Raw genomic sequence first — 21,732 nt, forward strand, 5'->3', positions numbered from 1 at the left:
CGTAAAAAAGCGTCGGGATATTGATGAACAAATTGTTCCAACTTTTCCAGCGGTATTTTGAATGGTTTACGCTTACGGGGTTGACATTCTAAGCTATTCAACTCTCTGAGTTGTTTTTCCCAGAGATAGAGGGTATTGGGACTAATTCCAAATAACTTACTCGTTTCCTTTTTGGTATGTCCTTCCTGAACGTAAGCAATGACGCGTTTTCTAAAATCTAATTCGTATGTCATAAAATCAGTATATCATATACTATCTAAAATCTAAAGAAGTATAACACAAATCAAACGACTTTACCACTAGAAATCAGTTCCTTCTTGCCACAAAATCACTTAGTTTTTACGATTGAACAGGTAGTGAACACGCTTGATAAACGAGTGTTTGAGAACTACTACCATGAAGTCGGTCGTCCGTCTTATCATCCCAAAATGTTCTTAGCAGCGTTGCTATTCGCAAGGCATTTTCTCTGGTCGGAAAATCGAAAAGATGATGATGGAAAATATCGTCGTGCAGTATCTAACAGGTCAGTTGGTTATCGACTAAAAAGAAGGAGAACGAATGTGATAAAACAGATTACACTTATACCTTTGAAAAGGAGAATAATATAGCTTGGATGCTAAAGGCGAAGTACTTCTTACCATTTTGTCCTCCCTAGCGCAGGATGAATCACGCTCCATTTTGGAGAATGCGACTTGGGGTATTCGAAAACGGTTTGAACGAGGAGAAGTGCGAGTTAATGCGACCAAGTTCATGGGCTATGATAAGGATGACGAGGGTAAGCTGATTATCATCCCAGAACAAGCCCAGGTGGTAAGAAACATTTATGACTTGTACCTTGATGGCTATAGTCCAGAACTCATAGCAAAGCGGTCAACAAGGAAGGCGTCAAGGGATGGTCGGGAAAGGCAAATTGGTGTCCAGGAGCCATTCTCAAAATGCTTCAGAATGAGAAGTACAAAGGAGATGCTTTACTTTAGAAAATCTACACCGTTGATTTTTTGACCAAGAAACGCATTCAGAATGATGGGCAAGTCAACCAATACTATGGGTGACCTGCTTAGGCAGGAGCAGACAAACCTCCCCCTTCTGACATGTTTCGAGTGCTAGACCATATCAGGATAGGTCTTGATGGCGAAATTATCGTTCGCTTCCTGGAAGGAACTGAGGTAGATTTATAGAGTAGATGAAAGACTGTAACGGCAGTGAGAAACCATTGTGGCTACAGCCTTTTTGTGCTATACTAACTTATAAGTATAGTTGTTCATGGAGGGACTGATGGTTAATAAAGTTACTAAACCAAAGAAGCTTGTTTCGCAATTGGTTTCAGATATGAAGGTTAGTAGAGGAATTACCTTTAATTATATGGGTGAATCTATAGCAATTGACTATTTGTCTAATATTAATAATTACCTTCGAACGGCTGCATATCGTAAAAACTATCAAAAATATCAAAAGGGGCCTAAAAAAGGAAAATACTTAAATCTTGATTTTTCTTACTTGGTTGAAATGAGTGTACTTGATATGCACTATAGATTTTTGATTCAAAAGATGTGTTCTGACATTGAACACAGTATGTGTGTTCAGCTTATACGTGATATTGAAAATGATTCTACTACTGATGGGTATGATTTAGTCCATGATTTTTTCACTAAGTATCCCAAAGAGATTAAAAAGATCCAAAGTACAATTGCTTCCCCACATACAGAATCTCCTTTGGAAATACTTTACAATACGAACAACGAGTCGATTTGGAAGAGATTATCATGAAATAGTGAATTATGATGATTGTCCAGTATGGGTTTTAATGGAGCTATTGAGCTTTGGCTCAATTATCAACTTTTACTTAGATTATTACGGTAGTCGAGGAATCTCTCATATTCCAAAGGAAGTTTTGAATCTAGTTCGCAGTTTAAGGAATGCTGCAGCCCATAACAATTGTATCTTGTCTGATTTGAATTCTAAAACAACAGTTTCAACTCAAGTTATTATTGACTTTGTAAAAAGTATAGAAGGAATTACAAAATCCAGTAGAAGAAAAAAATTATCTTCTCGGGCTGTATTAGAATTTGTTGCACTTATTTATGTTTATGATAAGTTTGTAACTGGAAAAGTTAGAAAGCATCGGTTACAAGAGCTAAATTTACTTATAAATAAAAGAATGATAGAAAAATCGGGATTCTTTAGAGAAAATGATCTTATCAGTAGTACATATAAGTTTATTCATCACATTGTAACTTTCTTAATCCTAAGTAAATAAAATAGTTTACAAGGTGATACAGCAATGGTAAAATGAGTCTATCAACTAAAAATTGGAGACCAATTTTTGACGGGGCAACGTTACGACGGTGTCCTATTTTTTATTGCAACAGTACAATTATAAATAAATTAAAAGGGGATACAGTGCCTAGGTGATCAATTTTATTAATAATTGATTTAGAAGTTATTATAATTTTGTTAATAAAAAACGTTAAGACTTGCAGGAACTGAGGGAGATTTATAGAGTAAAGAGGGGCTGTAACGACAGCGGAAAACCATTGTCGTTACAGCTTTTTTGCGTTTTTGTGATAAAATAAAACTAAAAGAATAGAGATATTATGGGAGGAAGGGATGATTGATAATAATGATGTAAGCAAAGTGGAGAATGATTCTATTAGAATTGATGTTGTCGGTTTGACGAACTTACCTGAAAAAATAGGATTAGAACAAAGCTCATTGATGATTTCTGCATTAACAAATTCGCTTAGTAACTTTCAAAATGTAATAAATAAGACAAATTTATCAGCAGTTATAGCGGCTTCTAATGCATTAAATACATCTAGTTTAGCAAATCTTGCTAATTTAACTCTCCCTTTTGAAAAACTCAGTTCATCCATTCAAATAAATAAAAGTGCTATTAATGCAATATCGGAAGTTGTTTCTTCGTACAATAAGGTTTGGGCAGGTGAGCATTTACATGCGATTCAGAGTATTACTGAATCTGCTAAAAGATTGATTGATAGCTATCAAATTGATTATTCTAAGATAGTTAGTAATTTAAGCGAAGTTCTAAAGTCACTTCCTTCACCTTATACGAGGGAGGAAATTGAACAAATTACCCTACGTGTAAAGCAATTAGCTGAAGACGGATGGGTTATCTATTTCCAGGATAGTAATATCTATCGCCGTATTTGTACTGAGGACTGGATTAAAATAGAGGAAGAGTGGTTTGTAACATTGAGAGAAAAGTTAGCGGATAAAGATGCTATAGTTGAACTACAAAATTCACAATGTTATTCAGACCCGCTAATAAAGTCAATGGTTGACAGTTATCGGAATCACAACTTCTATGCTGCGTATACTTTGGCTAGTTTAGCAATTGATGGAGCTCTCAATAGAGTTTCAGAAATGACTTCTTCAAAAAAGCGAATACCGGTTGGTCATAATGCTGTTGAAGAAATTGATGAATTATTTATTGATAAATCATTTACAGATATCGGTTTGATGTATTGGCTATATAATTTTTTCAAAGATACCAAACGTTTTACACTTGATGAACCTAATCGTCACATGATTGGTCATGGCCGCTGGGAAGGAGAAATAACCGAGAAAATGTTTCTACAGTTATTTAATGTCATTCTGTATATATATGATGAGTATGATTATTGGGTGGAAGTTATCCGATACGAACAAGATAATTAAGTATTGGCTGGAGGTTAGATTGCTATGCTGAAATTGTATCCTTTTATTCAAGAAATGATTAATTGTGAAACAACTATACAGAAAATAGAAGTTTTCAATAGGTGGAACCTGAATAAGTGTAGAGTTTTTCTATTTGATGAAGAAAAATCAAATTTTGGCAATATAGGGAGATCAATTAATTATGGAAAGTTTAACTTGATTGGTCTAGGAGATTATCAAAAAATTTGGGTTATTGATGAAAATACCTCTAATACGAGGGACAATGTGTTACCTGTTGCTAGAATTGTTAACTATGACCTAAATATATTCACCTATATAAACGATTTGTATCGGGGAAGAAATGTACCGGATAAGGAAAATTTAATCAAATTTTTAAATGAAATAAAACAAACACATCTGACAAATAATATTTCAACGGCATTAATGGAAAGATATACTACCCCGATAAATTCAGAGTTGTTAGCTAAAATGATTGAAAGTTACGTTTATTTTGATAGTCTTGAGTTTGATGTGTTTCAATCAAATGTGCCTCAGACTTTAGAGGAAAACAAGTATATTTGGATGAGAGAAATTTGGGATGATGCAGACACTTATCTAAACAATGATGAAGCAATACAGCATTATGAGGCGGTTTGTTGTTATATACTGAAAGCATTTATTTTGAAAAATACAAAAAATCTTTCTACAGAATCTAAAATAGCTGAGTTCAAACGCTATTGTTTTGACGAATTATGTGTATTTTTAGAGTTGGAAATGCCTCTACTAATATTGTTTTTGAAAAATGATAGTTCGGTTCAAGAAGTATTTAAAAAGTTGCAGATAAGAGCTAAGAAACTAGTAGATAAAATACATAACACAGCATGGGATATTTTTCATATAAGATTATTAGAGCAAAGTGTTTTGTTTGACTGTATGGAAGATAGAGAAGTTGTGTATCTCCATTATTTTGCAACTGCGGATTCTGGATTAGCTGAGGTACTTCGAGCTAATCCGATTAAAATGCTAGTTTATTATAGCAGGAAACTTATACCTATACGTAGATATAGTAGTTTAGATTTTTTCACTCAGGATGAATTAGATTTTTATACTACTGAACAAAAAGTTAGATTGCGTGAGGAAGCAGTTCAAAGTATTGATTTCCGTTCCGTAAAGCAGAAACTGATTGATGAACTTGGAATATTACTTACTAAATGATTTTTTAGAACTTCCGTTCCACAATATAATTCCAAAATCACTTTAAGCCTCTTTCGTCTATTAGTATAGAAGCAAGCTCTCAGCACATGTGGAGTGCGTAGTGTTGCTACAACGAGTCAACGCTTAAAAATCCTTTATTTTAAGCACTTTTTCAAGCATTTTGTCTTTATTCAAGATGGTGAAAATGACATCAAAAAGGTTCAAAAAAAGTACATTGATGTAAATGTAGTATTAGATGTCATCTGCGTAGACGAAAAATAGATACGTCCAATAATATATATTTAAGACGAGAACATTCTGATTGACCCTTATTAGGGTCAATATTAAACCACCAGTTGAACTGATGGTTGTAACTTAGTTTATTAGAAGGGAGTATCTATGAAAGGATTATTGAAATTATATTCTCCGATTAATGAATTGAAACAACTTGATAAAAATATTTGGATTGTAGATGGAACAGAAATACAAATGAATTTTAAAGTTTTTAAAATCCCTTTTACAACAAGAATGACGATAGTTAGGTTGTTCAATAATAAGTTGTGGATACACTCTCCAATTGCTTTTAACGAGGAATTAGATGATAAAATAAAGGAACTAGGTGAGATAGCTTATATTGTAGCTCCTAACAAATATCACTATAGCTATATTTTAGACTGGTACAAACACTATCCCAAAGCAGAAATCTGGTTAGCAAAAGGAGTGAGTGATAAACTAAAAGTGAAAGAAAAGGAAAAATTCATATCACTTACTGCTAACTGTCAACCTATTTGGTCAGAAGAAATATTGTTTACTCCCTTTAAGGGAAGTATAGTAATGGAAGAGAATGTCTTTTTTCATAAAGAGAGTTCGACATTAATATTAACGGATTTAATAGAAAATATTGAAGTAAATAAGCTACCATTTTTTATAAGCTTTTATTTAGAGTCGGAGATAATCAATACCCAAAATCACGAACCCCTCGAGATTTACGCTTATCTTTTCTTTTTAAGAAAAAAGCTATTACAAGTTATAATATTATTGAAAAGTGGAGAGCAGATAAAATTATCTTCTCTCATGGAAGAATTATCTTAGAAGATGGTGGTAATAAATTAAAAGAAGCTTTCTTTTGGTTGATAAAATAATAAGGAGAGACTTACGCCAGAACGTAAACTTTTCACGTCTGAGTCGGTTTCTGAGGGGCACCCGGATAAGATTGCCGACCAGATTTCAGATGCTATTTTAGAGCAGGATCCAGAGGCTCACGTGGCTGCTGAGACTGCTGTTTATACAGGGTCTGTCCATGTTTTTGGTGAGATTTCAACGACAGCCTATGTTGATATTAACAAGGTTGTTCGTGAAACCATTGCAGAAATTGGCTACAACAATGCTGAGTATGGCTTTGCTGCGGATTCTGTTGGAGTTCACCCGTCATTGATTGAAGAACAATCCCCAGACATCGCTCAAGGTGTCAACGAGGCGCTTGAGGTGCGTGACGGTGAAAAAGATGAACTCAGCCTTATCGATGCGGGTGACCAAGGTCTTATGTTTGGCTTTGCCATTGACGAAACGCCAGAACTCATGCCACTTCCAATTTCACTTTCTCTTAAGTTGGTTAGAAAATTAGCTGAGCTTCGTAAAGACGGTAGCATTAGCTATCTTCGTCCAGATGCTAAGTCACAGGTGACGGTTGAGTATGATGAGAACGACCAGCCAGTCCGTGTGGAGACCGTTGTTATCTCAATTCAGCATGACCCAGAAGCGATTAACGTACAAATTCGTGAGGACGTTATTGAGAAAGTCATCAAAGCAGTTATTCCAGCCAAGAAAGTACAAGTGAGTGTTGCACATCAAGTATCACGAAAAATCAAAGTAGCAGCCTATTGTCGTGTGTCCACCAACCAGGACGAACAGCTATCAAGTTATGAAAACCAAGTGAGGTATTATCGTGATTACATTTCCAAACAAGAAGACTATGAGCTAGTTGATATCTATGCGGATGAAGGTATTTCAGCGACCAACACTAAGAAGCGTGAGGCCTTTAACCGACTCATACAGGACTGTAGGGAAGGTAAGGTGGATAGGATTTTAGTGAATCCATTAGTCGTTTTGCGAAGAACACTTTGGACTGTATTAAGTATGTTCGTTAGTTAAAGAAACTTGGCATTGGTGTTACCTTTGAGAAGGAGAATATTGACAGCCTTGATTCCAAGGGAGAGGTATTTTTAACCATTCTTTCATCGCTTGCCCAAGACGAGTCACGTTCTATCTCTGAGAATGCGACTTGGGGAATTCGGAAGAGGTTCGAACGTGGTGAAGTTCGAGTGAACATAAGGACAAGAATGGTAAGTTAGTCGTCAATCCAGAACAGGCAGAAGTGGTTAAAGACATCTATAATCAATTTCTTAAAGATATAGTCCAGAGAGCATTGCTAAAGAGTTGAATTAAAATCATGTCAAAGGATGGTCGGGAAAGGCTAATTGGTATCCCAGTGCTATTCTTAAAATGCTTCAGAATGAGAAGTACAAAGGTGATGCCTTGCTTCAGAAAACCTATACGGTAGATTTTTTAACCAAGAAACGCTCGGAGAACGAAGGACAGGTTAATCAATATTATGTCGCCAATAATCATGAAGCGATCATAGATGCGGATATGTGGGAGACGGTTCAACTGGAAATTGCAAGGCGGAAAGAATTCAGAGTAAGGCACAAACTGAAATCCTATATGATGCAAAACAAGGATAATCCATTTGCGACCAAGGTCTTCTGTGCCGAATGCAGTTCAGCCTTTGGTCGAAAGAACTGGATGACCAGTCGAAGGAAACGTAAGATTTGGCAGTGTAACAACCGCTACAAGATTAAGGGGCAGATTGGTTGTCACAATCACCACATTGATGAAGAAACACTTGAACTAGCCGTTGTGAAGGCGACAGAAACGTTAAGTGACCATGTAGACCTTTTACATGGTAAGTGGGAGGAAATTCTAAGTGAGGGAAGATTACTGGACAAACATTACGGTATAATATTGGGGGAATTGCTCAAAAGAGAGGTATGGGAGTTTGATGCAGGAGAGATGTGTCAGGTTCTAGACCATATAAGCGTCTCAGAGAATGGACAACTTATAGTTGTCTTTCTTGAAGGGACTGAGATAGAATTGTGAGAAACTGTGACCGAAAGGTGGCAGTTTTTTTGTGGTTTCGTGGTATAATTTAGTAAGAGGAGTTATGTAATATGATTGAAAACCTGAATCCGAATATAGATCCCAGAATTAGATTTCAACAATTACCACCAGCTACTATAATTGAGGGCTATGTAGCTGGTGAACCTGATTGTAATTATGAAATTTATTTGTTGGAATTACTTAATTCATCACCTTTTTTTAGAGAGAAAGGAAAATCTGAGTTTTATAAACCGAAAGATGAGAGTCATGGACAATGTGACGCAATAGCTACTGAATACGAGATTGATTTTAAACTTCTTTCAGCGGGTAGCAGACTTCAAGCAAGCAGTTTATTTTCTCCCAGTATTTCAAAAATTGGAAGTGGCATTACTGCTATTGGAGGTAGTAATAAGCAGGATGGAGAAATAAAAGCAACTCAAATTCATGTTGCTTTTCGAACGAGAGATCTACATGATTTATTACAACTCAAGAAGGATTTTCAGAAGGTTAGAAAACAATGTATTGAAAAAGACATTGTAAAAGTATTAAGCATGCTAGAAAAGCAGAAAAATTTATTACTATTTTTTCCTTATATTTTTAGTACTGAAGATGAAATTAGTATACAGAATTTAGATGATATAATTATAAGTGCACTAAATCATGACTTTTCCTCTCTTTTTTCGTATAGAAACTTTGAGATGAAGGAGTTTGACACTTACTTTTTAACTATAGTTTGTAAAAAATTCTATATTTTTAAGCTAGTGGATTGTAAATTATCTCTAATAGAGAAAATTGATTGCTCAGAAATACCAACATTTATTAAATTGAAGAATTACCATATTCTCTAAAATGGAAAGGAACGATATCAAATGAAATATGATGAAAGTACGTTACTATCATGGACATCACCGCTATCGTCTACAGAGGAAGCAAGGGTTGAGAATACTGTACGTATGATAAAGGATGCAATAAATAAGAATGAACTTCTGGCTAATTATACTATCGAAGTTTTTGCACAAGGCTCCTATGCAAATAATACGAATGTTAAACGAAATAGCGACATAGATATTTGTGTAATGTTAAAATCTGTATTTTATCCTAAGTATGTTGAAGGAAAGGAACAGAGTGATTATGGGCATTTATCCAGTCAGTTTACATTCTATGATTTTAAAGCTGAAGTAATTAAATCATTGGAATTAAAATTTGGTTATAATTCAATTACTATTGGAAATAAATGTATCAATATCAGTGCTAACTCTTATCATGTTAATGCAGATGTAGTACCTTGCTTGCAGTATAGGAACTATGAGTATTTGAATAGCTATAGTGATAGCAAGTATATTGAGGGAATAAAATTTTTCACAAGTTATGAGAATAAAGAAGTAGTTAACTATCCTAAAGTTCATAATGAGAATGGCATTTCTAAAAATAATAACACTAATTACAAATATAAAAAAATGGTAAGAATTATCAAGCGTATTAGGAATAATATGTTTGATGAGGGAATAAAAAATGAAACCATTTCTTCTTATTTACTTGAGTGTCTAGTGTGGAATGTTCCGGATTATATTTTTAATAGTTGTAAATCTTACACTCAACTTTTAGAAGCTGTTTTAATTTTTATTGTAAATAATATTGATTCAAATTGGTGTGAAGTAAGTAATATGTTCTACCTTTTTCATAATCAGCAAAAATGGAATTTAAATGATACTAGGGCATATATTGAAATGATGAGTAGGTATATAAAATCATAAAGAGGGATTTATGTCTGAACAGCAGAAACAATTTATTACAATAACTTTATGGACTTTCGCAGTACTTTTTGTGTTACGATTATTCATAAATTGGAGTGAACTAACAAACTTAATCAAAATAAATGGGATATCATCATTAGTATATTCAGTAATTGGCTACATCGGTGAAGTAATTGGTGTTACAAGTTTGATTATGTTATTTTTTGAAAAAAGGGCTTGGAGATGGAAATTTTTTACAAAGATTCATAGTGTACCTGTGCTTTATCCGAAATATATTGGGAAGTTCACTTCAAGTTATGATAATACTTCTAGAGAGTGCGAACTATTTCTGAAGCAATCGTTTTTGAATATTAAAATTAAATTTAAAACTAACGAAAGTACAAGCAACAGTATAACTGCATCCATTAATAAAATCAGTGGAAATAAAAATCTTATTTATACATATTTAAATGTACCAAAAGCTGAACTTCAGCAAAATAGTGTAATACATTATGGAACAGTAATTTTAGATATTGATAATCCAGAAAAATTGGAAGGAAATTACTATACTAGCAGAGATTCTAAAGGATCTATGGTTTTTGAAATTTAATAGTTTTGTCCCATAGTATAACTTGCAATAAACGGGTATTCTTTTCGTTCCGTAGTATAGATGGTAACTATCAGCACACGTGGAGTGCGTAGTGTTGCTACAACGAAGTAAAGGCTAAAAATACTTTATTTTAAGCACTTTTTTAAGCATTTTGCCCTTATTGAAAAAGGTGATTTTAATATAAAAAAGGTTCAAAAATCTTACATTGCTGTAATTATCTGTTTAGATGTCGTTTGCGTAGACGAAAAATAGATATGTTCTATAATATATAAGTTAGATGAGAACATTTTAATAGGTGTTCTCGTTTTTTATGGCTTCAAGCCAGTTTTCTCGAAGAGAAAAACAAGAAAGAGAGTGGGACAGACTACCATGATGGCTTCATCCACACCCCCAAAACATGTAATCTTTGAAGATTACGTATAATAACGATTTCCTCCAAACAAAAGTAAGAGTGTTTATCTATCTGATTAAAATCGTAATTTTATATGCATGCCTCACGGCGATATTTTGGGGTGCTCACAGATAGAGTGGATTAGTTTGTCCCTCGATGAAGCCCTCATCAATAAAGAATCAACCACAAAGCCCTCAATAGGATTATACACCTAATGAGGGCTCATCTGCTTGTTTTCATGCTTTGTAGGTGAGAGCGAGCTATCATGGGGATCTGCCCACACCCATGCGCTTTCTCTGCCTTATTCTGCGGAAGTGAATAATTTTTTGTAGGTTTCGATTTTGTCTTTGTTTGGAGACAATTGGTTGAGGTCAACGACTTCATTAATGCCTGCAGACCAACCTTGTGAGGTGTACTGGTGGAGGTCATAGTCAATATCAGTAGATGGCAAAGCTTCAAAATAGCCTGAGTCCGATCCATAATTTGGGATCCAAACGGCATTAAACTTATCAACTGAGATAGAATGATCGTCCATGAAGTAGGTTCCGATATAAATTCCGATGTTTTTAGCTCCGAGCTTTTCTAACTCAGATCGAAAAGCCTCAACGCCAGCATCCATATTAGACATGGTTTTTTCTTCCACATCTAACCAGTAAAAAGTCGGCTTGTAGGGACTGGAAGCCTTGTAGAAAGATCTCGCTTCTTTACGCATCTCTTCTTCATTCTTGCCAGTGAGGTAAGCATAAACCGCTACAGGAACTTCTCGTTTCTGAAACTCAGAGATATGACGTTTGTAAGCTTTATCAAGTCCATTAATATCAGAAGCATTGTTGTCTTTTGTTGTATTCATGCCACTTTGGACACGGACAATGGCTCCTGAAACGTAATTAGCCATGGTATCGTAATCAATATGAGTCGGCAATTGCCAACCAGAGAGATCGATAATGGGTCTGGAGACGAGTTCTTCAGTAATTTTTGTAGTGTTAGCAGCTTTTTTTGCAAGAGCTTCCTCAACAGCATTTTTCTCAGTAGCGATTCGTATCGCTTCTTGACGCTTAGCTTCTTGCTGATCTGCTCGTGTCTTTGTGAATAGAATGGTCACAATGAAAAGAGCAAAGAAAGCAACCACGAATAGGGGTTTAATCTGTTTTTTCATCCATATCATTTTATACTATATTCACAAAAAAATCAAAAGAAGTGTATGAAATAGGTCAGGGTAATCAAAAATCTTGACATCTTTTGAAAAATTTTCTAGTATTTAATGGAGAAAGGACGTAAAAAGCTATGACCGTAAGGCAGATGACACGAATTGCTATTTTATCCAGTCTTTGTGTCGCACTCAGGCTTCTCTTCGGGGCTTTTCCCAATATCAAACCGATAACGGCTATCTTTTTATTACTGATTGGCTACTTACCGTTTTGGCAGGTGGTTACGATTGCTAGCTTGACCATGCTGGTGACAGGGCTTTACCTTGGATTTGGCATCTGGGTTATCTGGCAAATTGTGGCCTATACTGTGGTTTTGGCTATTTGGAAAGCTTTAACGGCTATTTTATTTGGCAAAAAAGAAGCTACCTTAGTTCTGCAAACGATACTCTCTGGAGTAATGCCTTTTATTTATAGTTTGGTCATGGCTCTGTTTTCCAGTGTGACCTATGGCACTAGCCTTTGGCCGTATGTGATTAACGGCTTATCCTTTGATGTCTTGCACGCTGTTTCGACGGTTTGCTTTTACCCCATTTTATTTTACATTTTAAGGAGGTTTTTCGTTTATGAAAAAAATATTTTCTAGTCTCGCCCTTCTTTTGGCAACAATGACCCTTGTCGCGTGTGGAGCTAATACCTCAGCGCCAACTTCAACATCATCGCATCCTCAAACAACTGTAGTGGATGATGACCAAACTGCTAAAGCAACTTTTTTAGTAACTGCCAATGGCAAGACAACTGAAAAAGAAGTAACTTTTGAGGTTGGAGATTCCGTTATGGATGTTCTAGAGGACAACTTTGCGGCAGAAGAAGAAGACGGTATGGTGACAGTGATTGATGGTGTTAGTCAAGATGCTAGCAAAAACACCTACTGGATGTATAAGGTCAACAATGAGATGGCCGAAGTAGGAGCTGAAAGCTATAAACTCAAAGCGGGTGACAAGGTAGAGTTTTATTTGGAAACATTCTAATACTCAATAAAAATCAAAAAGTAAACTAGGAAGGTAGCCGAAGGCTGTATTGGTGTATGGCAAGGCAACGCTGGCCAAGTTTGAATTTGATTTTTGAAGAGTGCGAGAACCTCTACTGACAGCTCAAAATAGTAAAACTGCATGAAGATTTCGTTGATATCAACGTTATCCTTCATGCAGTTTTTCATTTTCGTCTGACAAGCTGATGATATTCTTACAAGTTTTACTCTTGCATAGGTCATTAGGTAATTTAGCATCTATGAATCGGAATCGTTTTGAGCAGGATTTTTTGTCCAGCTCCACTCATTTATTTTACAAACATAGCATCACCGAAGCTGAAGAAGCGGTACTGCTCATCAACAGCATGTTTGTAAGCGTCAAGGATAAATTCGCGACCAGCAAAGGCTGCGACTAGCATGACTAAAGTAGACTTTGGTAGGTGGAAGTTGGTTGAAAAGGCATCAACTATTTTAAAGTGATAACCGGGTTTGATAAAGATATTGGTCCAGCCAGAGTCAGCGACAATCTCGCCATCAAACTTAGCCCCGATGGTCTCAAGGGTACGGATAGAGGTAGTTCCTACAGCGACGATACGACCGCCTGCTGCTTTAACATCGCGAAGAACTTGAGCTGCTTCCTCGCTTAGGCTGTAAAATTCCGAGTGCATATCATGCTCATCGACATTATCGACAGAGACTGGGCGGAAAGTTCCAAGGCCGACATGAAGGGTCAATTCTACCAGTTTAACCCCTTTGGCTGCGATTTTATTCAGTAAATCCTCGGTAAAATGCAGCCCAGCTGTCGGTGCAGCAGCAGAGCCGTTTTCTTTGGCATAGACCGTCTGGTAACGTTCGCGGTCATCCAATTTCTCGTGGATATATGGCGGAAGAGGCATCTCACCTAAGGATTCAAGGACTTCAAGAAAGATGCCATCGTAGTCAAATTGCACGATACGGCCACCATGTTCTAACTCCCGCGTAATTGTAGCTGTCAAACGACCATCACCGAAGGAAATGACTGTCCCCTTTTTGAGGCGCTTGGCTGGTTTAGCGAGAACTTCCCATTCATCCCCTTTGGTATTTTTCAGAAGAAGAAGTTCCACATGGCCACCTGTTTCAGGTTTTTGGCCATAGAGACGAGCAGGAAGAACACGAGTGTTATTCATGACGAGGGCATCGCCAGGATTGAGTTGGTCAATAATCTGGTCAAAATGCTGATCAGACATGGTTCCAGTCTTACGGTCTAAGACCAAAAGGCGGGAGCTGTCTCGTTTTAAGAGCGGTGTTTGAGCAATTAGCTCCTCTGGGAGATTAAAATCAAAATCAGCAGTGTTCATGGTAAGTTCCTCATCCTATCCAGTTTTGTGAGCCAAGCTCACAGCGGTTTCTATTATACCATTTTCTTGATGATTGTACTTGACAAAAATTGGTCTATACCATATAATGGAATTATGAAATAGCTAAGAAGGAGGCTGCTTATGAAAATAATTGAAGTACGTGATCAGATGGAAGGCGGAAAAATTGCTTTTGCTCTTTTAAAAGACAAATTGGCTGAGGGCGCTGAGGTTTTGGGGCTTGCGACAGGTTCTAGCCCGATTGCCTTTTACCAAGAAATAATCAACAGTGATCTTGATTTGAGCGCCTTAATATCCGTTAATTTGGATGAATATGTTGGACTTGATCCTGAAAATGACCAGAGCTACCATTATTTTATGCAGAAGCATTTGTTTGACGCCAAGCCATTTAAAATGTCTTATCTACCAGATGGACAAGCTAGTGATTTGGAAGCATCAGCCAAAGCCTATGATCAGATTTTAGAGGAACATCCGATTGATTTGCAGATTTTAGGCATCGGGCGTAATGGACACATCGGTTTTAACGAACCAGGTTCTAGCTTTGAGGCTAAGACCCAGATCGTTGACCTTCAGCCGTCTACCATTGAAGCGAATGCGCGTTTCTTTGACAACATTGATGAGGTTCCTAAAAAAGCTATCTCCATGGGGATTGCTTCCATTATGACAGCCAAATCGATTGTTCTCTTTGCTTACGGGAAATCAAAAGCAGAAGCCATTGCTGGGCTTATTAGCGGTCCCATTACAGAAGATTTACCGGCTTCAGTCTTACAGAAGCATCCAGATGTGACCATCATTGCTGATGAAGCTGCTCTGAGTCTTTATAAGGCGCTATGATTTATTAGACCTGTTTGGAAATGCATTGACAAATCATTCTAAATTTGAAATAGTTTTCGGTCTTCGAACAAGACTATTTTGCTAAGAAACAATAGCAACAACTTTGATTTTTGAAAAAATAAGCATCTCAAAAAACGACGGATACGTATCTTTTACACTTAAAAGAATTGTATTCGTCGTCTTTTTGTTTCTTTTTACTTTTTCGGTAATCTGATAATGAGGATGATTGTTTTTTAGAGGTAATTTCGAGCAACCTCTAGATCGCCGAGATAGGTCTCGTCTTTCTGACCGTTGACGATTTGGTAGGCATCAGCACCCTTACCAGCAATGATAACAGCATCATCTGCTGTTGCGGTGCGTTTCATCGCTTGATGGATAGCCTCTTTGCGATCGACAATTGTCTCATAAGGGCGTGTCAGGTGGCTGGCAATTTCTTGGCAGATATCCGCAGGATCTTCATAATTAGGATCGTCAGCTGATAGTATAACCTCCACTTCAGGTAAGGTATTGAGGAGGTCGCCAAAATCTTTTCGGCGGCTTTGACCTTTGTTGCCAGGAGCACCGATAATAAGAATAATCTTGCCTTTTTGGTGTGTTTGAACGACAGTGACTAGCTTTTCCAGACTGTCCTTGTTATGAGCGTAATCTACAAAGACCTTGGCGCCGTTGGCCTGAGTTAGGACTTCCATGCGCCCTGGAACGGTTGTCTCGGCGATGCCTTTTTGGATATCAGTTGAACTAGCACCAAGCCTTAGGGTCGCTAGGCCAGCTGCAAGGGCGTTTTCTTGATTAAAATGACCGATGAGTTGGATGTTGTAGGTACCTACCAGTTTGCCAGTGGTCTCAAAGGAGAACGCTTTGGAGTTATGAATCTGATTGTCAGACATGGCTCCATAGAAGTCGTGCGGTTTGTGAGCGACTTGGGCTTTGACAATCTCGAAATGTTCCATCTCGCTGTTCACGATAACTGCACTGCTATTGTCCATCAAAAGACGCTTGTGATAGAAGTAGTCCTCGAGGGTCGGATGTTCAACAGGGCCGATGTGATCAGGGCTGATGTTGAGGAAAACACCGACATCAAAAGTCAGGCCGTAGACGCGTTTGACCAAGTAAGCTTGGCTAGAGGCTTCCATAATCAGGTGGGTACGACCGTTGGCGACAGCTTTGGCCATCATAGCAAAGAGGTCCAAGCTCTCAGGTGTTGACAATTGGGATTTGAAGAAGGTCTCGCCATCCAAGGTCGTGTTCATGGTGGAGAGCAGGGCAGGTTTGTGGGTTTGCTTCAAGATGTTGTAGGCGAAGTAAGCCGCGGTGGTTTTGCCCTTGGTACCAGTAAAGGCGAGCAGTTTGAGTTTTTCCTGAGGATTGTCGTAGAAAGCCATGGCTAGGAGGCTCATAGCCTGTTTGATGTCATTGACGATGATGGCAGGAATATCAACTTCATAATCTTTTTCTGCGACGTAAAAGCCCAATCCTTGAGCCACAGCAGATGCTAGAAATTCGGTCTTAAAGGCCGCACCCTTGACAAAGAAAAGCGTGCCAGCTTGCACCTGACGACTGTCGTAGGAAATACTATCGAAAGTCACGCCAGACCAGTTATAATAATACTGCCCCTCAGCAATCACTTCTCGGAAATTTTGATCCTTTTTTAAAATTTGTAAAACAGATTCGATTTTTAACATACTTCTATTGTAAAACTAAAGTCAAAGTTTTACAAGCAGAACAGAAAAGTTTATAATTAAAAAGATACAGGAGTTGTTTAGAGAAACGTAGAAAATTAACGTAGAGCCTTCTAAGGGAATCCATTTTAACGATCACAAGCTTCTGAAGAGAGTACGGAGTTATTTTCCCCGCTTCTTAATTTCCAACATTTGACAGTCTTTTCCAGACTGTTTGACACCTGCTCTGTAAGCCACTAGACCGATGAAATACAGTCAGAGCAATAGAAGATTTACGGGTAAATTCTTGGAAAGTTAAGTTTTCTATGGACTCAAACTGTTTTAACATGACACCAACGTTTTAACCTGTGTTTATCAACTAGATGACTGTCGAAGTGATCAATGCGCTCTTTTAAGTAGAATTTCACTTGATTATTGCCATTAATTTAGATTAAAAGGAAAGATAATGTCAGAACAAGCTATTGCACAACAGGAGAAGATGGTTCGTGGGACCATGTGGATGACCATTGGGAATTTTTCCAGTCGTCTTTTAGGAATTCTCTATATTATCCCTTGGTTAATATGGATGGGGGAACACTCCTATCAGGCCAATGCCCTCTTTAACATGGGTTACAACATTTATGGGATTTTCCTTAACATGTCCACCGCAGGTATAAACGTAGCGGTGGCTAAGCAAATCTCTAAGTATAACTCTATGAATCGTCCAGAGATGAGTTACAAGCTGGTGCGGACTTCCTTCACCTTCATGTTGGTGCTAGGTGGTTTAGCAGCTGCTATCATGTATCTGGGGTCGCCACTGTTTGCAGAGATCTCTGGTGTCAAGGATGATCTAGTGCCTGTCATGCGAAGCTTAACGCTAGCGGTTCTCATCTTTCCATCTATGAGTATTATTCGTGGTGTCTTTCAAGGGTTAAACGACATGAAGCCTTACGCTATCAGTCAGGTGGCTGAGCAGATTATTCGTGTCATTTGGATGCTTTTGACCACATTTTACATCATGAAGCTGGGTTCAGGAAATTACGTGGAGGCTGTGACCCAGTCGACTTTAGCAGCTTTTATCGGTATGATTGCTAGCTTTGCTGTTTTATCTTACTACCTCTGGAAGGCGGATTTGATTAGACCGATTTTCCTAGAACGCTCACCCAAAGAGCAGCTTGATACCAAGTCGATTTTGCTGGAAACTGTCAAAGAAGCGATTCCTTTCATCATAACAGGTGCCGCTATTCAGATTTTCCAACTGATTGATCAATTTACTTTTATCAATACTATGGAAGTTTTTACGGATTATAGCAATGCCGATTTACAGGTTCTCTTTTCTTACTTTGCAGCTAATCCGAACAAGGTTTACATGATTCTCATCTCGGTAGCTACAGCTATTGGAGGTGTTGGGATTCCGCTTTTGACGGAAAACTTTGTCAAACAAGATAAGCAAGCCTCCGCAAAGCTGATCGAAAACAGTCTGACCATGCTCATGGTTTTCCTTCTGCCAGCAGCTGTGGGAGCAACTCTTTTGGCCAAACCGCTCTACACGGTGTTCTATGGAGTGCCAGATTCGATGGCCTTGGGACTTTTTATTGTGGCCATGATTAGCTCTATTATTCTTGGCCTTTACACAGTGCTTGCTCCCATGCTTCAAGCTCTTTTTGAGAATCGTAATGCTGTCAGGTATTTTCTCTATGGAACCTTGGCAAAATTGGTTATCCAAATGCCACTTATCTTCGTTTTCAGAGCTTATGGGCCACTTTTATCAACAATTGTTGGTCTCATGGTTCCAATTGTTTTGATGTACAAGCGGACGGAACGCATCACTGGATTTAACCATAACTTACTCTTTAATCGCGGGCTGTCCGTGATTTTACAGACCTTGGTCATGGCTGTGCTGGTCATGATTGTGGAGCTAGGATTGCATCTTATCTATCCAGTAACTGATCGTTTTTCTAGCTTAGTTCATTTGATGATTGGTGTTAGCGTTGGCGTATTGACATACGGTATCTTAAGCTTGGTGACCCGTTCGATTGATTTTCTAATCGGGAAAAACAAAGCCCAGGCTTTACGACGTAAACTGAAGTTATCTTAAGGAACAATGAGACTGAGCCAAAAGTGCTCATGTTCTTTAAAAATCAAAAGGATACATTGTCAACTCGTCTTGAGGAACTTCAGTTCAATCTGCGACGTTGTTTCCTAGTATAAGGACTAAGGGCGAAAAAAAGATGGCTTTCCTCGTGTTCAATGCACGTGAGGAAGGCTGTCTTTTTTCAGTCACTTTTAGCTCTAGTTCAATTTGTCTACTTTTGATTTTCTTTGAGTATCAGTCTCGTTTTATTTAGCGTTTGACCAGTTTAACGCAGTGATTGGGAGGGTGAGGCGATGAAGCCACTTTCGATGAACCACAGCTTCTGCCTCAGGAACATGTTTAATATAACTTGAAACTATACCTAGCTATCTTAAATAAGAATAAAGAGGAGGCTGAGCGCTTCTCCAATTCGTGATAAAATAGGTGTAAGGATCTGCATTCACAGCTCAACGCTTTGATTCAAAACTAGTTTGTCGGACTCATCTTTAGGTCTTGGTGTTGACCTTGTTTCCACTTTGAAAGAAACAGTCTTCTGAATCAAATGCCTTACTGATGAATACAGGTTTAAGAAATTGGAGGTAGGACATGACCCATAAGATTGCGACAATTTTAGCCCAGACAGGGATCAATTCGGACGAGAAAACGGGTGCATTGGTAGCGCCGATTCACCTGTCAACCACCTATCAGCATCCAGAATTTGGTCAGTCTACAGGCTTTGACTATACCCGCACCAAAAATCCAACCCGCTCGATCCTAGAGAAAACTTTGGCCGCTATTGAGGGAGCTGACCATGCTTTGGTGACTAGTTCTGGTATGTCAGCCATTGTTTTAGCGTTTAGTATTTTTCCCTTAGGTACTAAGATTTTAGCTGTGCGCGATCTCTATGGCGGTTCATTCCGTTGGTTTAATCAACAGGAAACCGAGGGGCGCTTCCATTTTACTTATGTCAATACCGAGCAAGAATTGTTGGCAGAGATTGACACGGCAGCTTACGATGTGGTTTACGTTGAAACTCCGACCAACCCTCTTATGGTCGAATACGATTTGCCAGCCATCATCAAAGCTGCTCAAACTCAATCAGCTAAGGTCATTGTGGACAATACCTTCTACACACCGATTTATCAGACGCCGATTAAAGATGGGGCAGATGTGGTCATCCACTCGGCGACAAAGTATCTATCAGGCCACAATGACGTTCTAGCAGGTGCTCTTATGACTAGCAACCAAGAACTCTATGATCAGTATTTTTATAACCAGAACACAACAGGGGCTGTTCTTTCGCCTTTTGATTGCTACTTGCTTATGCGCGGCCTCAAGACCTTAGCTCTTCGGATGGAGCGCTCCACAGCTAATGCCCAGCAGATTGTCGCTTATCTGAAAAACCATGCAAGTATCAAGGAGATTCTCTACCCAGGAAAAGGTGGTATGGTATCGATTAAGGTAGCTGATGAGAGGAAGATTCCGACCATTTTGAACAACCTCAAGCTCTTTACCTTTGCTGAGAGTTTAGGTGGTGTGGAAAGTCTGATTACTTATCCGACAACTCAAACCCATGCGGATATTCCCGCTGAAGTCCGTCACAGTTACGGGCTGACCGATGACTTGCTGCGCTTGTCTATCGGGATTGAAGATGCAGAGGACTTGATTGCAGATTTGAAACAGGCATTGGAGGGATAAGATGACTTATGATTTTACCAAACGCCCTAATCGTTTAAATACGCATTCTGTCAAGTGGAAAGAAGTAGAACAGGACCCGAATCTGCTTCCTATGTGGATTGCAGACATGGATTTTTACATTGCGCCAGAGATTAAGCAAGCCATGGCAAGCTATATTGCCTCAGATGATTATGGCTACGCCTATGAGCCAGACAGTCTTTATCAGTCTGTCATTGATTGGGAAGCGAGGCGCTATGGGAATGCTGTTCATAGCGATGATATTCTTTTTGTCTCAGGTGTTGTGCCGTCTCTTTCCATCGCGCTTCAGGCGTTGACAAGCAAAAATGATGCGGTTCTAATCAATACGCCTTATTATGGTCCCATTCCTCGTACCATTCAACTTTTGGAACGTCAATTGGTAAAAAATAATCTCGTCAAAAATGATGGACGTTATCAGATTGATTTTGAGCAGTTGGAGCAGGACATCATCAACCATGATGTCAAACTCTATGTTCTTTGTAATCCGCATAATCCAAGCGGCCGTGTCTGGACTCGAGCCGAACTGCAAAGACTGGGTGAACTTTGTCTCAAGCATGATGTTCTCATCGTTATTGATGAAATTCACCGCGACTTGACCCTCTATGACCACAAGCACACTAGCTTTAACACAGTTGACGAGCGTTTCAAGGATATTTCTATCACGCTAGCAAGTGCGACCAAGACCTTTAACATCGCAGGAACTAAGAACAGTTATGCCCTGATTCCAAATGCTAATCTCCGTCAAAAATTCACCAAACAACGCATGGCGAATAACCAGCATGAGGTATCAACCTTGGGAATGATTGCAACAGAAGCTGCTTTTACCCACGGTGAAGCTTGGCTAACTGAACTCAAGACCACTCTGGAAAAAAATATTGATTACCTGGTGAGGACTTTAGAGAGTCAGACTAAAATCAAAGTCATGAAGCCTGAAGCGAGTTACCTTGTGTGGCTTGATTTTTCAGCTTATGGCTTTGATGAGGAGACCCTAATCAGAAAATGTCGTGAAGAAGCTGCTTTGCTTCTCAGTGCAGGTACGAGCTTTGGTCAAGCAGGTAAGCAACACGCGCGGATTAACATTGCCATGCCTTTTGATATGATAAAAGAAGCGTGTCAACGATTGACTCAGGTATTTGGCTAGGTTAAGTTTGCTTTTTAAAAAATAGTGTTGAGGCATGC

At 38.4% G+C, this 21,732-nt stretch carries 22 protein-coding genes and 3 pseudogenes; 21 read left to right on the forward strand and 4 right to left on the reverse strand.

What is annotated here, in order from left to right; translation table 11 throughout:
* On the reverse strand, window positions 1–233 hold a 233-nt coding region (locus A3I5_RS0107125; protein ID WP_018373915.1), incomplete at its 3' end, for an IS630 transposase-related protein.
* A gap of 72 nt (window positions 234–305) precedes the next feature.
* Here A3I5_RS0107125 and A3I5_RS13075 point away from each other — a divergent pair.
* The 15 genes and pseudogenes from A3I5_RS13075 to A3I5_RS0107180 all read left to right on the forward strand — a co-directional run.
* Window positions 306–537, forward strand: a pseudogene (locus A3I5_RS13075) (transposase); the annotation flags it as partial.
* Window positions 538–609: 72 nt separating this feature from the next.
* Window positions 610–1,002: a recombinase family protein gene (locus A3I5_RS12805; RefSeq protein WP_026216981.1), complete on the forward strand. Its 393-nt coding sequence runs from the start codon at window positions 610–612 to the stop codon at window positions 1,000–1,002.
* Between the two features lie 273 nt (window positions 1,003–1,275).
* Window positions 1,276–1,767: an Abi family protein gene (locus A3I5_RS12985; RefSeq protein WP_051071095.1), complete on the forward strand. Its 492-nt coding sequence runs from the start codon at window positions 1,276–1,278 to the stop codon at window positions 1,765–1,767.
* 4 nt (window positions 1,768–1,771) lie between these two features.
* Window positions 1,772–2,257, forward strand: coding sequence for an Abi family protein (locus A3I5_RS12990; RefSeq protein ID WP_051071096.1), 486 nt, complete (start codon window positions 1,772–1,774; stop codon window positions 2,255–2,257).
* A 350-nt stretch (window positions 2,258–2,607) separates the two neighbouring features.
* Window positions 2,608–3,678: a hypothetical protein gene (locus tag A3I5_RS0107140; protein ID WP_018373916.1), complete on the forward strand. Its 1,071-nt coding sequence runs from the start codon at window positions 2,608–2,610 to the stop codon at window positions 3,676–3,678.
* A 24-nt stretch (window positions 3,679–3,702) separates the two neighbouring features.
* The gene (locus tag A3I5_RS0107145) at window positions 3,703–4,872 is read left to right on the forward strand and encodes a hypothetical protein (RefSeq protein WP_018373917.1); all 1,170 of its coding nucleotides are present in this window, start codon (window positions 3,703–3,705) and stop codon (window positions 4,870–4,872) included.
* 378 nt (window positions 4,873–5,250) lie between these two features.
* On the forward strand, window positions 5,251–5,943 hold the full coding sequence (locus A3I5_RS11780) for a DUF4336 domain-containing protein (RefSeq protein WP_231869682.1): 693 nt from the start codon (window positions 5,251–5,253) through the stop codon (window positions 5,941–5,943).
* A gap of 69 nt (window positions 5,944–6,012) precedes the next feature.
* Window positions 6,013–6,675, forward strand: a pseudogene (locus A3I5_RS11785) (S-adenosylmethionine synthetase N-terminal domain-containing protein); the annotation flags it as partial.
* A gap of 9 nt (window positions 6,676–6,684) precedes the next feature.
* Window positions 6,685–7,002, forward strand: a complete 318-nt coding sequence (locus A3I5_RS13080) for a recombinase family protein (RefSeq protein ID WP_428835814.1) — start codon at window positions 6,685–6,687, stop codon at window positions 7,000–7,002.
* Window positions 7,003–7,040: 38 nt separating this feature from the next.
* Window positions 7,041–7,202: a hypothetical protein gene (locus A3I5_RS13085; RefSeq protein WP_428835815.1), complete on the forward strand. Its 162-nt coding sequence runs from the start codon at window positions 7,041–7,043 to the stop codon at window positions 7,200–7,202.
* Between the two features lie 130 nt (window positions 7,203–7,332).
* Window positions 7,333–7,524: pseudogene (locus A3I5_RS13090) on the forward strand (recombinase family protein); the annotation flags it as partial.
* Window positions 7,525–7,653: 129 nt separating this feature from the next.
* Entirely contained in the window at window positions 7,654–8,007 is a 354-nt protein-coding gene (locus tag A3I5_RS13095) for a recombinase zinc ribbon domain-containing protein (protein WP_428835816.1), read from the forward strand.
* Between the two features lie 71 nt (window positions 8,008–8,078).
* Window positions 8,079–8,855 (forward strand): hypothetical protein, encoded by a 777-nt coding sequence (locus A3I5_RS0107170; RefSeq protein ID WP_018373921.1) that lies wholly within the window; start codon window positions 8,079–8,081, stop codon window positions 8,853–8,855.
* Window positions 8,856–8,876: 21 nt separating this feature from the next.
* On the forward strand, window positions 8,877–9,761 hold the full coding sequence (locus A3I5_RS0107175) for a nucleotidyltransferase domain-containing protein (protein WP_018373922.1): 885 nt from the start codon (window positions 8,877–8,879) through the stop codon (window positions 9,759–9,761).
* Between the two features lie 10 nt (window positions 9,762–9,771).
* Entirely contained in the window at window positions 9,772–10,350 is a 579-nt protein-coding gene (locus tag A3I5_RS0107180; protein WP_018373923.1) for a Cap15 family cyclic dinucleotide receptor domain-containing protein, read from the forward strand.
* A gap of 692 nt (window positions 10,351–11,042) precedes the next feature.
* Here the strand turns inward: A3I5_RS0107180 and A3I5_RS0107185 are convergent.
* Window positions 11,043–11,897, reverse strand: a complete 855-nt coding sequence (locus tag A3I5_RS0107185) for a glycoside hydrolase family 25 protein (protein WP_018373924.1) — start codon at window positions 11,895–11,897, stop codon at window positions 11,043–11,045.
* Between the two features lie 143 nt (window positions 11,898–12,040).
* Here A3I5_RS0107185 and A3I5_RS0107190 point away from each other — a divergent pair, with 143 nt between their 5' ends.
* Window positions 12,041–12,532 (forward strand): hypothetical protein, encoded by a 492-nt coding sequence (locus A3I5_RS0107190; protein WP_018373925.1) that lies wholly within the window; start codon window positions 12,041–12,043, stop codon window positions 12,530–12,532.
* Entirely contained in the window at window positions 12,513–12,917 is a 405-nt protein-coding gene (locus A3I5_RS0107195; RefSeq protein ID WP_018373926.1) for a DUF4430 domain-containing protein, read from the forward strand. The genes A3I5_RS0107190 and A3I5_RS0107195 overlap by 20 nt, the downstream gene beginning before the upstream one ends.
* 307 nt (window positions 12,918–13,224) lie before the next feature.
* Here A3I5_RS0107195 and queA read toward each other — a convergent pair whose 3' ends face one another.
* A complete protein-coding gene (gene queA / locus A3I5_RS0107205; RefSeq protein ID WP_018373928.1) occupies window positions 13,225–14,253 on the reverse strand; it encodes a tRNA preQ1(34) S-adenosylmethionine ribosyltransferase-isomerase QueA in 1,029 nt (342 codons plus the stop codon).
* 141 nt (window positions 14,254–14,394) lie between these two features.
* Here queA and nagB point away from each other — a divergent pair, with 141 nt between their 5' ends.
* Window positions 14,395–15,105 (forward strand): glucosamine-6-phosphate deaminase, encoded by a 711-nt coding sequence (nagB, locus tag A3I5_RS0107210; RefSeq protein WP_018373929.1) that lies wholly within the window; start codon window positions 14,395–14,397, stop codon window positions 15,103–15,105.
* 233 nt (window positions 15,106–15,338) lie between these two features.
* Here the strand turns inward: nagB and A3I5_RS0107215 are convergent, their stop codons facing one another.
* Window positions 15,339–16,787, reverse strand: coding sequence for a UDP-N-acetylmuramoyl-L-alanyl-D-glutamate--L-lysine ligase (locus tag A3I5_RS0107215; protein WP_018373930.1), 1,449 nt, complete (start codon window positions 16,785–16,787; stop codon window positions 15,339–15,341).
* A 442-nt stretch (window positions 16,788–17,229) separates the two neighbouring features.
* Between A3I5_RS0107215 and A3I5_RS0107220 the strand changes: the two genes are divergently transcribed.
* The 3 genes from A3I5_RS0107220 (at window position 17,230) to A3I5_RS0107230 (ending at window position 21,694) form a co-directional block, all read left to right on the forward strand.
* Window positions 17,230–18,861, forward strand: coding sequence for a putative polysaccharide biosynthesis protein (locus A3I5_RS0107220; RefSeq protein ID WP_018373931.1), 1,632 nt, complete (start codon window positions 17,230–17,232; stop codon window positions 18,859–18,861).
* Window positions 18,862–19,443: 582 nt separating this feature from the next.
* The gene (locus tag A3I5_RS0107225) at window positions 19,444–20,535 is read left to right on the forward strand and encodes a cystathionine gamma-synthase (RefSeq protein ID WP_018373932.1); all 1,092 of its coding nucleotides are present in this window, start codon (window positions 19,444–19,446) and stop codon (window positions 20,533–20,535) included.
* A gap of 1 nt (window position 20,536) precedes the next feature.
* Window positions 20,537–21,694, forward strand: coding sequence for a MalY/PatB family protein (locus A3I5_RS0107230; RefSeq protein ID WP_018373933.1), 1,158 nt, complete (start codon window positions 20,537–20,539; stop codon window positions 21,692–21,694).
* Window positions 21,695–21,732 lie beyond the last annotated feature (38 nt).

Origin of the sequence: Streptococcus merionis DSM 19192 (assembly GCF_000380085.1) — a bacterium.
Lineage (GTDB): Bacteria > Bacillota > Bacilli > Lactobacillales > Streptococcaceae > Streptococcus > Streptococcus merionis.